Genomic DNA, 12,867 nt, shown 5'->3' with positions numbered 1-12,867 from the left:
AGAAGTCTATGTGTCATTTTAATTTGGTTGTCTAGGAGCTGTTGCACTTAGATTGTAAATCCATCGCGAAAAAACAAAGCTGTTTGACGATACAGCAGAACAAGCAATCTTAGGGGCTATTCTCTATAGCGCGGCTGATTGCATTGACAAGGTGCGGCTGACGGGCCTGAAAGAGGATGACTTTTACAAGCAGGTCAATCGAGCCTTATATCATTCCTTCTTACAGATGGCAGATGACGGGATGCACATTGACATAAAAACGGTCATGATACATCTACAGAAAGTTGGGCTTGCCGGCGAGATTACCCCGTTGTTCCTGTCTCAGCTATTGGAACAGGCAGGACCTTCCGATACGTACGAACAGCAGATACAGGAATATGCACGCACGATCAAGGACTACTCAGCACGGCGCGAGATGCAGCAAGTTGCGCGTTGCCTGCTGGCTGATTCTCAGGACATGGGGAAAGCGGTTGTTGCCATTTCTGGTAGTGTGCAAGAACGCCTGACAGCCTTGACGACGGCAGATGATGGCGCGGGCTGGCAGAGAATGACAGACAGGATGATCGACTATCTAGAATACTTCAACAACAGGCAGTGCGGCCTAGACACGGCATTAAAGACTGGCTTCGTTGACCTTGATAGGGCAATCGTCGGGCTTGGGCGTGGAGAGCTTGTTATATTGGCAGCTCGTCCTTCTATGGGCAAGACGGCCCTTGCCTTGAATATCATGGCAAACGTATGCAAGCAGGGCGGAAAGGTGCTGTTCGTCTCAGAAGAAACGCCTAAGAACAAGGTCTATGATCGCCTGATTTCCAGTATCGGGGATATAGACTACAAGCTGTTGAGAGAAGGCCGCTTAAACGAAAAAGGGGCCAACAAGGTTATCAAGCTATGCGAATCCCTTAAGGAGTTCCAGCTGGATATTTTTGACAGGCGCGTGAGTGTGGCGGAAATGAAGGCACGGGCACAGCTTACCAAAGCGAAGTTCAACGGCCTTGACTTGGTAGTGGTCGATCATATCCAGCTTACACGTGGTGATGGGCGTTACCGTGACAGGGTTCATGAAGTCGGCGAGATTGTGCATGGCCTGAAAGACCTTGCAACACGGCTGGATGTGCCAGTGCTTGCCTTGTCTCAGCTTTCACGAGCATCGGAAACGAGAGAGGATAAGCGGCCTTTGCTTTCTGATCTGCGAGAAACGGGCGACATTGAACAGGATGCAGACATAGTTCTGGGGCTGTATCGTCCTGCCTACTACACGAGGGACAAGACAGACAGGCATGTGGAGCTAGGGACACTGAAGGCCAAGGACTCAGAGTTAAAGGTCATCCCGCTTATTTGGTATGGTGAGACACAAACGTTCAGGTCGGCAGCAACGAGGATAGAATGAAATGATAGGAGTGACGAACATGAAGATGAAACGGATTGCTGGCAAGCGGGACGAGCGGCAGAAGGCCGAGGAGCTGCTGAGAGCGCGGAAGGCGTGCCGGTATCTGACACAAAGCATCAAACACATGGAGCGAATTGTAGCGGGCGGCACGGTCGAGTGGGCAGACGAGAAGGACGTTGTTCCTGCTTTCGTCGGTCTTGTGCGGTACTTTGCCTACCTAGAGAACGAGGAGCTGGACGACGAGACGAACACGGGCCTGAAAGACTTGGGGAACGTATTCCATTCCATGCTGCTGCTGGGGTCGCTGCTATCGGCTGAGAAGGTTGCACAGCTGTTCCCGCCTGAGAAGTGGTACGACGGCGCGAGATATGAATGGCAGGACTACTACACGGCACGGCAGGCAGTCGAAGCGGCTGGCGGCTGGAAGCGGTTCAAGGGGACGCGCGAGGTGCTGGATTTCTTGATGGAGATGACGAATTGGGATATTCGATTGTGCTGTCTTGCTGGTATGCATGTCATGGACGAGATGCGGGAGCGCGAGGGCAAGCAATCCTTGATAGAGTCTTTCGTTGAGCAGCAGACGGGGGAGCCGTGCTTTCTTCCGAAGCATGTAACCGAAGCAAGGGACAAGCAGGGGCGCGTCTATCTTGTTGCAGATGGCGAGGTGCTGGGCCTGAAAGCAAAGCCGCGCCGCCCGAAGTGGATGCGCAAGATCGATGGCTGGAAGGAGTGACGGCTATGAAGAAACCATTCACATGCTATGCGGTGAGCCGTGGCAGGGCCGTTGGCATTTTCGACTCGTGGGCGACGTGCGCGGCAAGCGTGCAAGATTACGGGATAGCCGCCCGTTACCGTGGCTTCTATTCGCGGCTGGATGCGGAACAATGGCTGTTGGACGAGATGGCGAAGCGGGATGAAGCACGGCAAGCACGGCGGAAGAAGCGCGGCGGCAAGGACACGGACGCAAACAACTGGCGGTTCGTTCCAGCGACTGAGCCATTGCAAGGGCCTGTCGTTCCTGAGTGGAAGCAGGAGACGAACGCGGACACTAACAAATGCTAACAGCTAAGAAATCCTAAGATTGCGACGGGCAGATGTGGCCCGTCTTTTTTTGTCTATACGCGAGGACAGCAGGCAGTAGCGGGCAGGATTATCCTCTCAGACGCGCTAGGACGCGCTACAAGGGCTGTCTATGCGCTGGCCTATGTAGTGGGCAGAGGATTCGACGGGCAGGAAGCAGGTCACACGCCTAGGACGGACGGATGAGAACGGCAGGGATGACTGAACCCATTTCCGGTAGGCAGGCACGTGATCCGCGATGGGTGAATTTCCTCACACCGGAAAACAGCATGAGAACGGGCGGCAGGCGTGGGCCAGACTTTGCCCTGTTCCTCTCACAAAAGACACTTGTCGAGAATCTGTATTAGTTCCGATAATTGATGCCTATCGAACGTAATTTGAACTAAGAAATCCGTGTGCGCTCATGCATACGACTCAATAACCGTATTCATCATAGTACACTATTGTGTAATGATGTTGCACTTAGTTTACACTATGATGCAATAATGGACAGTATTGAGAGGGCGGCAGACAGAGACAGCGGAAAAGGACTTTACACTCGTGTCTATGGGCGTCCATGCCTGCTTTTCAAAATGGCTTTAGTCGAAAGGTCAAGATTTCTGCTGATCATGATGATTTCCTGACTTTCCATACACGAGAAAAGAGTCGGCTGACATATGCTAACGTTCGCCTGCTGGCGGTGCTGGCTTGGCGGGTCATATCTTGCGTGTGTGATGGAGCAGGGCTGGCATATGCTGACATGGTACGACGCAAGGGATGAAGCATGTTGCCCTCTCAGACTTCCTAGGACAGGCTACAAGGCACGGCAGGGCAATGGCCTATGTACTTCTATGGGCAGGAGCAGACGGCAGGACAGCACGACAGGAGCGCGGGTGATCTAGCGGCAGACTGGCTGTATACGGACTGGATACGGACTGGACGAGGTGCAGCACACTAGATTGTGGCGAGGGTGCAGGAGGATAAGAATACCGTAACGATTCGTGACGGTAGTGCCGCCCGCACGCGCGAGGGGATGGGCCGCGGGGAGATTCAAAAGTACCGTTTTGGTAGGGGAGATTCAAAACTGTCGTTTTGGCAGGTATCGCCCACACGCGCAAGGGGCAAGGGATGGGCAAGACCCCAAAATTGGGGACTGATACCGAGAGGATCGCTCGTGATGCTATGCCCACAGGAGGGGACGGCGTTTCTCTCTCTCGCCGCCTAGGACGCGATTCTAGGGCCTTCAACTCGTCGGCCTATATGAGTATATGCGTCAGGGATTCGACGAGTAGAAAACAGGGAAGCTACACGGGTGAGACGAAAATAAACGCAAATGGTGGGCGGCGGTGTCGGCGGGACGGGGTCGGCATATCGGCGAGTCCCTGCAAGTCGATGCGGGCGGCTGGGAATATGGCGAGTTTTCCGAGTCCCTAAAAGGTTATTTTCCTCAGTCCGTAAAAAGGCAGATGGCAAATTGTTGGCAAGACGGACTTAGGCTGAGAATGTTCTTGCTACTTTCCAGAACTAGTGCTATGCTGAGAGCAGAAGAAAGGCTCTCTTTCACAGAAAAATTCGTTCTGTTGAAAGTAGGTGCGGGGCGTGCGAAGTTTCCCACATCGTTGAGCCTTCTTTGTGTTGTTGCAGGTTCCCGTTGACAAGTGGCTGGCAGGGGCGGACAATGAAAGCAGGTGTTCTTTGTCGAAAGGGGTGCTGACGATGCAGGAGATTATGACGGTGGATTCCATGCGGGACTACATGCGGGCGGCTGGGCAGTACGCTGCTAGGATTGCCAGCTTGACGCAGGAGATTCAGGATCTTGTCGGCGATGTGCTGCCACATTACTCAGGGTGGCACGTGTCGGGAGCGCGTGGCGGTGCGGGAGCTTCGGCGGTGGAGTCTGCTGTCACGCTGGCAGAGAAGCAAAGAAGCAAGGCCGCCCGCCTGATGCAGGAAGTCCTCAGGATGCGACGGGAGCTTGCTTTCTTGGACACGCTGGAGTGTTGGGACTGGTGCAACGTTGTCCGGTTGCACTACTTCTATGGTCTGCGCTGGCCTGAGATTGCACGGCGCGTTCATCGCTGTGAGTCTACTTGCAGGCGGTACGAGCAGGAACAGCTGGAAATGTTGTGTGATGAATGGAACGTAGCAGTGCAGAAACAGTCTGGCATTGCGCGGGCGGCTGTGGTACAATGATGGTGAGAGGACCGCTTGATTTATCGGATGTAGGGCTACCCCCACGGTTTACGGCTCCAACAATATGGCTGTCGTGGGACACCGCACCAGCGTTGGACTGTGTGGCAGCACCTAAGCCCTGGCTGCTATAAATCAAGCGGGAAGCTTCTTCGCTGAGTCGTTTCGGACGTTTGGTTCGGGGCTCGTGACATCGGACATCGGCGAGGTTCTCTTTAGAGGTCGTTGAACCTTCTACCCTCCATGGGCAATTGGAGCCCGGCGGACTGGTAGAAGTCAGCGGCCTGTTTTCATATCTGTGGTTGTTGGTGCTGGAGGGCGATACAACAGGGCTTCTGCGTGGTAACAGCGGTAACACGATGAACAGGGCCAGCGGTAACAGAATGGTAACAAAAAATGGAAAAAGACCTTCAAAATGCCCTGTTCAGAACGCTTTGAACGTGTGATAACTGTGATTGACGGCTGTTTCTGGCTGGGTTATAATTATAGAATGTGTTATGCGTCATAAATAAGGGTAAGATTTTGTAGGTGATGAATTTGTCAAACCAGATGTTTGATGTCATAAAGGGCGATCTTGAAGTACTGGAGCAGGGCCTGCAGGAGGCCGTGACTTCCACGAATGACCTGGTGACGGAAGTCGGCATGCACATCGTGACATCGGGCGGGAAGCGCATCCGTCCGGCGCTCTGCCTGCTGTCGGCTCGCGGCGGCAGAGCCTTTGACCTGCCGCATGTCCTGCCGCTGGCAGAGGCGCTTGAGCTCATCCACACGGCATCGCTGGTCCATGACGATGTCATCGATGAGGCGGATACGCGCCGCGGTGCGGCGACGGCCAATGCGCGCTGGAACAACCAGGTGGCCATCCTCTCGGGCGACTACATCTTCGCGAGAGCTTTCACACTGATTGCAGAGGAGGGCTATGATCCGTACGTCTCGAAGCGCCTGGCCGATCTCGTCTGCAACCTCAGTGTCGGCGAGATCATCCAGGACCACGCTGTTTACCAGGCTTCGCGCGGCGTGGCCGACTACTACGAGCGCATCCAGAAAAAGACGGCCGATTTCCTCGAGATCTGCTGTGAGCTCGGCGCCATGGTCGGCGGCATGGACCGCGAGGAGATGAAGAAGCTCGCGGAGTATGGCCACTGCATCGGCATGGCCTTCCAGATCACGGATGACCTCCTCGACATCGAGCAGACGGCTGAGACAATCGGCAAGCCGGCCGGCAATGACATCCGTCAGGGGATCGTGACCCTGCCCGTCATCCGGGCACTCGAGACGAGCCCCGATGCCGAGGAACTCGAGCGCATCGTCACGGACATGGAGATGACGGACGAGATGGTCGAGCGCGCATTAGAGATAGTCAAGGCGACGGACGGCGTGGACTTCGCCAAGGCGAAGGCGGACGAGTACCTTGCGCGCGCCAAGGCAGCATTGCCGGAAGGACTGCCCGACGCCATCCGCGAAGCGTATGAGATGGTAGCCGACTTTATCGGCGACCGCGATTTTTGACCGCATGGATATCGTGCTATCGTGAAACGGTAAATGGAGGGACAATATGTTTGGAATTGGTGTACCGGAGCTCGTGCTCATCCTGATCATCGGGCTCATCGTCTTTGGCCCCGGCAAGCTGCCGGAGATGGGGCGTACGCTTGGCAAGGGAATCCGTGAATTCCGCAAGGCATCGAATGCGCTGACGCAGGCGATGAACGCACCGGAACCCCCGCCGCAGGCTCAGCCAAAGCCACAGCCGCAGCCCACACCGCAGGCACAGGCACAGCAGAGCGCAGCACAGGCGCCTGCTGCAGAAGCAGCGAAGGCACAGGCAGAAGCGCCGCAGCAGACCGCACCGAAAGCGCCTGCCTATGAGGCACCGACACAGGAGAGCGTGCGCCAGCAGATCGCTGAGACGCAGGCGAAGAAGGAAGCCGCGGGCAAAGAGAAACAATCAGTCTGAAGCAGGGCGCAACTTTTTGCGCCCGTTTTTATTTCAAGGTTATGGAAGCATAAGCCAAGCCTATAGTGTCTATTGGGAAACAGACTGGCCAGCCGCTCGGGCAGCATGTATAATAGAAGCATAGTGTGGAGCCGTGTGCAGGCTCATCAGTCTTTCGTATTTGGGGAGGAAATATCATGTTTGGATTAGGTGTACCGGAACTCGTACTCATCTTGATCATCGGCCTTGTCATCTTTGGCCCGGGAAAACTGCCGGATGTCGGCAAGGCGCTCGGCAAGAGCATCCGCGAGTTCAAGTCGGCCAGCAATGACGAGGATGGGAAGAAAGACGACAAGATGATCAATGTGACGGCGGAGACGAAAGAGACGCCTGTCAAGAAAGATGAGCAGAAGTGAGCAGGATAAGAGGTACCCATGGCAGAAATGGCAGAAGAAAGACAATATGAAGAAATAGAAGCGCCGCAGCAGACGAGCGAAGCGGCAGAGACGGTGCAGGAAGTGCAGTCGGACGATGACGGTACGATGTCGCTCATCGCACATCTGACGGAACTGCGCAGCCGACTCATCAAATGTCTCATCGCTGTCGGCCTGGGCAGCTGCGTTGGATATTACTTCATCGAGGAGATCATGCATTATCTGACGCTGCCTGCGGGCAAGCTCTACTATATGCAGCCGTCTGAGGCGTTCTTCACGTACCTCAAGGTGGCTGTCGTCGCCGGCTTCCTCATGGCACTGCCCATCGTCTTTTACCAGGTATGGCGGTTCTTCCTGCCGGCCCTGACGGCCAAGGAGCGCATGGTGCTCGGCATCGTCGTGCCGACGTCGGTCGTCCTGTTTTTCTCGGGACTGGCCTTCTCGTTCTTCCTGGTCTTGCCGGCGGGCATCCGCTTCTTCATGGGCTTCGGCAATGCGGAGCTCGAGGCGCTCTTTTCCGTCAACAAGTATTTTGATTTCGTCATCACGTTCGTCCTGCCGTTTGGCTTCGTGTTCGAGCTGCCGCTCGTCATAACGATCCTCGGCAAGATGGGCATATTGACTTCGGCTATGCTCAAGAAGTATCAGCGCATCGTCATCTTCCTGTCCTTCGTCGCCGGCGCCATCATCACGCCGACGCCGGATGTCTTCACGCAGTCGATGATCGCGCTGCCGATGATTGTCCTCTACGAGGTCGGCTACTTCATCGTGCGCTTCATCCTGCGCCGGTGAATATGGAGGCGGAGTCAGCAGAGTCAACTCAGTCTGCTTAGATTGATACGATAGAGAAGGAGAGATTTTTTTGGCTTACAGAGATCTGCGCGAATTCATCGAGGCCCTCGAGAGCAAGGGCCTCTTGAAGCGCATCAAGACAGAGGTGGACCCGGATCTCGAGATCACGGAGATCACGGACCGCGTGTCCAAGATGAAGGGCGAGAAGAATGTCGCCCTGCTCTTCGAGAACGTCAAGGGTTCGAAGATGCCGGTGCTCATGAACGCCTTCGGCAGCTACGAGCGCATGGCCATGGCCCTCGGCGTCGAGAAGCTCGACGATGTCGCGGATGAGCTCCGCGAGATGATGAAGCTGCCGTACGTCTCGTTGCAGAACAAGATGAGCGTCGTCACGATGATCCCGATGATCAAGCGGGCCATCAACTTCCCGAAGTACGTCAAGCATGCGCCGTGCCAGGAAGTCGTCGAGACGGAGAACCCGGATCTCGACGAGATCCCCATCCTCAAGTGCTGGCCGGATGACGGCGGCCCGTTCGTCACCTTGCCGCTCGTCTTCACCAAGAACCCGAATACGGGCAAGCGCAACGTCGGCATGTATCGCTTACAGAAGTACGACAGCAAGACGACGGGCATGCACTGGCACATCCATAAGAACGGCGCGGAGAACTTCCGCGACATGAAGGCGCAGGGCGGCGCGTGCATCGAGGCGGCTGTCGCCATCGGCACAGACCCTGTCGTGACGTACGCGGCGACAGCACCGCTGCCGCGCGACATCGATGAGATGGTCTTCGCGGGCTTCCTGCGCCACAAGTCGGTCGAGATGGTCAAGTGCAAGACGGTTGACATCGAGGTGCCGGCCACGGCAGAGATCATCCTCGAGGGCTACGTCCGCACGGATGAGATGCGCCGCGAGGGCCCGTTCGGCGACCACACGGGCTACTACTCCCTCGCCGACGACTACCCAGTCTTCCACGTCACGGCCATCACGCACCGCAAGGATGCCATCTACTCGGCAACCGTCGTCGGCAAGCCGCCGATGGAGGACTGCTTCCTCGCCAAGGCGACGGAGCGCATCTTCCTGCCGCTCCTGCAGCAGATGCAGCCGGAGATCATCGACATCAACATGCCGCTCGAGGGCGTCTTCCACGACTGCTGCATCGTCTCCATCAAGAAGTCGTACCCGATGCAGGCGCGCAAGGTCATGCATGCGCTCTGGGGCATGGGTCAGATGATGAACGTCAAGATGATCATCGTCGTCGACGCACATGTCGATGTCCAGGACATCAGCGAAGTGGCCTGGCGCGTCTTCAACAACATCGACGCGAAGCACGATCTCGAGATCGTCGAGGGCCCTCTCGACGTGCTCGACCACTCCTCGCCGATGGCGAAGTGGGGCGCGAAGCTCGGCGTCGATGCGACGAAGACCTGGCCGGAAGAGGGGCACAGCCGCGAATGGCCGGATGAGATCGCGATGTCGGAGGACATCAAGGCGAAGGTCGATGCGAAGTGGAAGGAGCTTGGACTCGAGTGATCTCTATCAAAGCACACATCAACAACGTCGCCCTGCACCACACGATCTTCGACCTGCCGTTCGCCTTCATGGGGGCGGTGCTCGCTGCGGGCGGCCATCCGCGTCTCATCGACCTCTTCTGGATCGCGATGGCCATCACGACGGGCCGCGCCGCGGCGATGGCCATCGACAATCTCGCCGACCTCAAGTACGACAAGCAGCAGCCGCGCATGGCCTACCGCGCGATGGTTGCAGGACGCATCTCGAAGCGCGAGGCGCTCGTCTTCATCGTCATCTGCCTTGTGCTCATGGTGCTCTCAGTCCTGCAGCTGCAGCCGATCTGCATCTACCTGCTGCCCGTGGCGGCCATCCCGTTCATCATCTACCCGTTCATGAAGCGCGTGACGGGCTGGGTCCACATGTTCCTTGGCCTCGCCATCGCCATGGCGCCGGCGGGTGGCTGGGTCGGCGTCAGCGGCACGGTCACGGCGCCGCTCATCGTGCTCTGTCTGGCCGTCGCGCTCTGGATCGGGGCGTTTGATGCGATGTACGGCGCGCAGGATGAGGAATTTGACCGCAGTCAGGGGCTCCACTCGCTGGCCGTCAGCTACGGCGCAGCCGGGGCCTTCCGCATCGCCGTCGCCGCGCATATCATCTGCATCGCCTGCTTCGCGGCGGTCGGCTTTATGATGCACCTCTCGGCGCTCTACTTCGTTGGTGTATTCATCGCCGCTGCGACGCTCTGTTACCAGCATCGCATCGTGAGCCCAACTGATTTTTCCCGCGTGACGCAGCGGTACTTCATGCGCAATGGCATCGTTTCGGTGGCCATCTTTGCCTGTACCTGGATGAGTTTCTATATCTGACCGATAGTCTTGACGTTGTTTTTTCAGAGATAGAGAGATAGGAAAGGTGATTCTATGACAGCTCGTATTTTGGAGGGCAAGGTCTTTGCCCAGGCGTTCCGCGAGGACGCGCAGAAGAAGGCAGCCGCTCTGCAGGAGAAGTACGGCGTGCAGCCGGGCCTTGCCGTTATCATCGTCGGCTCGAATCCTGCCTCGCAGGTCTACGTGCGCAACAAGCACAAGTCGTGCGAGGCGCTCGGCATCTACTCCGAAGTCATTGAGATGCCCGAGACGACGACAAAAGACGAGCTCATCGCGAAGATCGATGCGCTCAACGCGGACGCGAAGATCCACGGCATCCTCGTGCAGCTGCCGCTGCCCGAGCAGATTGCCGCGCACGAGTCGGAGATCCTCGAGCGCATCCGCCCGGAGAAGGACGTCGACGGCTTCCATCCCGTCAACGTCGGCCGCCTCGTGACGGGAGAGCCGGGACTTGTGCCCTGCACGCCGTTCGGCTGCCTGCGCATGCTCGAGCTCGCCGGCATCCCGATTGACGGTCAGCGCGCCGTCATCATCGGCCGCAGCAACATCGTCGGCAAGCCGATGCTCCATCTGCTGCTCGGCAAGAATGCGACTGTCACGATCTGCCACAGTCACACGAAGGACCTGCCGGCCATCACGCGCGAGGCCGACATCCTCGTCGCAGCCGTCGGCCGCCCGAAGTTCGTCACGGCTGACATGGTCAAGCCGGGCGCGACAGTCATCGATGTCGGCATCAACCGCATCGCGCCGAAGAAGCTCGTCGGCGACGTCGACTTCGAATCCGTCAAGGAAGTCGCCGGCGCCATCACGCCAGTGCCGGGCGGCGTCGGACTCTTGACCGTCGCCATGCTCATGGAAAATGTTGTCCGCGCCGCAGAGATGCAGCTTCAGGCATAACATGAATATAGAAAGTGTTTCTCAGAGATTGCAGGAGGTACAGAAATGAAAACCGATGTTGAGATTGCACAGGAAGCCGAGATGCGCCCCATCCAGGAGATTGCGGAAAAGCTTGGCATTTCCGATGACGAACTGGAACTTTACGGCAAGTACAAGGCAAAAGTCGCGCTCTCTGCCTGGGAGCGCGTCAAGGAGCAGCCGAACGGCAAGCTCATCCTCGTGACGGCCATCAACCCGACGCCGGCAGGCGAGGGCAAGACGACGACGAGTGTCGGCCTTGCGGACGCCTTCCACCGCCAGGGCCGGAAGGTCGCCGTCGCACTGCGCGAGCCGTCGCTCGGCCCGTGTTTCGGCCTCAAGGGCGGCGCTGCCGGCGGCGGCTACGCGCAGGTCGTGCCGATGGAGGACATCAATCTGCACTTCACGGGCGATTTCCACGCCATCACGACGGCCCACAACCTGCTCGCCGCTGTCATCGACAACCACATCCAGCAGGGCAATGCGCTCGACATCGATGTGCGCCGCATCACCTGGAAGCGCGTGCTCGATCTCAATGACCGCGCGCTGCGCCACGTCGTCATCGGCCTCGGCGGCAAGGCCCACGGCACGCCGCGCGAGACGGGTTTCGACATCACGGTCGCTTCGGAGATGATGGCCATCCTCTGCCTCGCGAAGGACCTCGAGGATATGAAGCAGCGCCTCGGCGAGATCGTCATCGGCTACAGCCGCGAAGGCCGCGCCATCCGCGCGAAAGAGCTCAATGTCACGGGCGCGCTGACGCTGCTCTTCAAGGATGCCATCAAGCCGAACCTCGTGCAGACACTCGAAGGCACACCGGCCTTCATCCACGGCGGCCCGTTCGCGAATATCGCACATGGCTGCAACAGCGTCATGGCGACGAAGTTCGCGCTGAAGTTCGCCGATTACGTCGTCACGGAGGCAGGCTTCGGCGCGGACCTCGGCGCCGAGAAGTTCCTCGATATCAAGTGCCGCTTCGCCGGCCTGAAGCCGGATGCCGTCGTCATCGTCGCGACGGTCCGCGCGCTCAAGATGCACGGCGGCCTCGACAAAAAGGAACTCGGCAAGGTCGACATGGCAGCGCTCGAGAAGGGCATCGCCAACCTCACGAAGCACATCGAGAACATCCAGAAGTTCGGCCTGCCGGCTGTCGTCGCCATCAATGCCTTCCCGACGGACACGAAGGAAGAGCTCGACTTCGTCGAGAAGAAGTGCAACGAGCTCGGCGCCGAAGTCGCGCTGTCGGAGGTCTGGGCTAAGGGCGGCGAAGGCGGCCTGGAGCTTGCCGACAAGGTCATCGCGGCGACAGAGAAACCGAACGACTTCCACTTCATCTACGATGTCAATGAGAGCATCCCTGAAAAGATCGAGAAGATCACGAAGGAGATCTACGGCGGCGATGGCGTCGACTTCACGCCGGCTGCCAAGAAACAGCTCAAGGAGATCGAGGAGCTCGGCTTCGACAAGATGCCGGTCTGCATGGCCAAGACGCAGTACTCGCTGTCGGACGATGCGACGAAGATCGGCCGTCCGACGGGCTTCCGCATCACGGTCAAGGAACTGCGCGTGAGCGCCGGCGCCGGCTTCATCGTCGCCCTGACGGGCAACATCCTGACGATGCCGGGCCTGCCGAAGCATCCGGCTGCCGAGAACATGGACATCGACGTCAACGGCAAGATCACAGGACTGTTCTGATGATTGGATCATGACGCCACAGCTGCTGTCATGGATAAGAGCCACTGCATTTTCGCGATGCA

Annotated in this window: 12 protein-coding genes; all 12 read left to right on the top strand. The window is 57.7% G+C overall.

Features of this window, described 5'->3' with window-relative positions; genetic code table 11:
- Positions 1 to 58: 58 nt before the first annotated feature.
- Complete coding sequence (locus QDI87_RS05495) at positions 59 to 1,390, top strand: replicative DNA helicase (protein WP_341460095.1); 1,332 nt, start codon at positions 59 to 61, stop codon at positions 1,388 to 1,390.
- A gap of 19 nt (positions 1,391 to 1,409) precedes the next feature.
- Positions 1,410 to 2,123, top strand: coding sequence for a hypothetical protein (locus QDI87_RS05490; RefSeq protein ID WP_278742481.1), 714 nt, complete (start codon positions 1,410 to 1,412; stop codon positions 2,121 to 2,123).
- Positions 2,124 to 2,128: 5 nt separating this feature from the next.
- Positions 2,129 to 2,452, top strand: a complete 324-nt coding sequence (locus QDI87_RS05485; RefSeq protein WP_278742479.1) for an RNase H1/viroplasmin domain-containing protein — start codon at positions 2,129 to 2,131, stop codon at positions 2,450 to 2,452.
- 1,713 nt (positions 2,453 to 4,165) lie between these two features.
- Positions 4,166 to 4,642: a hypothetical protein gene (locus QDI87_RS05480; protein WP_155948022.1), complete on the top strand. Its 477-nt coding sequence runs from the start codon at positions 4,166 to 4,168 to the stop codon at positions 4,640 to 4,642.
- Positions 4,643 to 5,188: 546 nt separating this feature from the next.
- A complete protein-coding gene (locus QDI87_RS05475; protein WP_036373941.1) occupies positions 5,189 to 6,148 on the top strand; it encodes a polyprenyl synthetase family protein in 960 nt (319 codons plus the stop codon).
- 46 nt (positions 6,149 to 6,194) lie between these two features.
- Positions 6,195 to 6,593, top strand: a complete 399-nt coding sequence (gene tatA / locus QDI87_RS05470) for a twin-arginine translocase TatA/TatE family subunit (RefSeq protein ID WP_036373939.1) — start codon at positions 6,195 to 6,197, stop codon at positions 6,591 to 6,593.
- Between the two features lie 176 nt (positions 6,594 to 6,769).
- Positions 6,770 to 6,988 (top strand): twin-arginine translocase TatA/TatE family subunit, encoded by a 219-nt coding sequence (locus tag QDI87_RS05465; RefSeq protein ID WP_036373937.1) that lies wholly within the window; start codon positions 6,770 to 6,772, stop codon positions 6,986 to 6,988.
- A gap of 18 nt (positions 6,989 to 7,006) precedes the next feature.
- Entirely contained in the window at positions 7,007 to 7,798 is a 792-nt protein-coding gene (tatC, locus tag QDI87_RS05460; protein ID WP_036373935.1) for a twin-arginine translocase subunit TatC, read from the top strand.
- 70 nt (positions 7,799 to 7,868) lie between these two features.
- The gene (locus QDI87_RS05455) at positions 7,869 to 9,329 is read left to right on the top strand and encodes a menaquinone biosynthesis decarboxylase (protein WP_036373933.1); all 1,461 of its coding nucleotides are present in this window, start codon (positions 7,869 to 7,871) and stop codon (positions 9,327 to 9,329) included.
- A complete protein-coding gene (locus QDI87_RS05450; protein WP_148485416.1) occupies positions 9,326 to 10,174 on the top strand; it encodes a 4-hydroxybenzoate octaprenyltransferase in 849 nt (282 codons plus the stop codon). Before QDI87_RS05455 ends, QDI87_RS05450 begins: the two co-directional genes overlap by 4 nt.
- Before the next feature lie 54 nt (positions 10,175 to 10,228).
- Positions 10,229 to 11,092, top strand: a complete 864-nt coding sequence (folD, locus tag QDI87_RS05445) for a bifunctional methylenetetrahydrofolate dehydrogenase/methenyltetrahydrofolate cyclohydrolase FolD (protein ID WP_055159946.1) — start codon at positions 10,229 to 10,231, stop codon at positions 11,090 to 11,092.
- 45 nt (positions 11,093 to 11,137) lie between these two features.
- The gene (locus QDI87_RS05440; protein ID WP_055159948.1) at positions 11,138 to 12,805 is read left to right on the top strand and encodes a formate--tetrahydrofolate ligase; all 1,668 of its coding nucleotides are present in this window, start codon (positions 11,138 to 11,140) and stop codon (positions 12,803 to 12,805) included.
- The last annotated feature ends 62 nt before the right edge of the window (positions 12,806 to 12,867 follow it).

It is taken from the genome of Mitsuokella jalaludinii, from assembly GCF_928722185.1.
In the GTDB taxonomy this organism is placed as follows: Bacteria; Bacillota; Negativicutes; order Selenomonadales; family Selenomonadaceae; genus Mitsuokella; species Mitsuokella jalaludinii.
The sequence above is the reverse complement of the archived record's forward strand: the minus strand, read 5'-3'. Positions and strand labels throughout refer to the sequence as shown.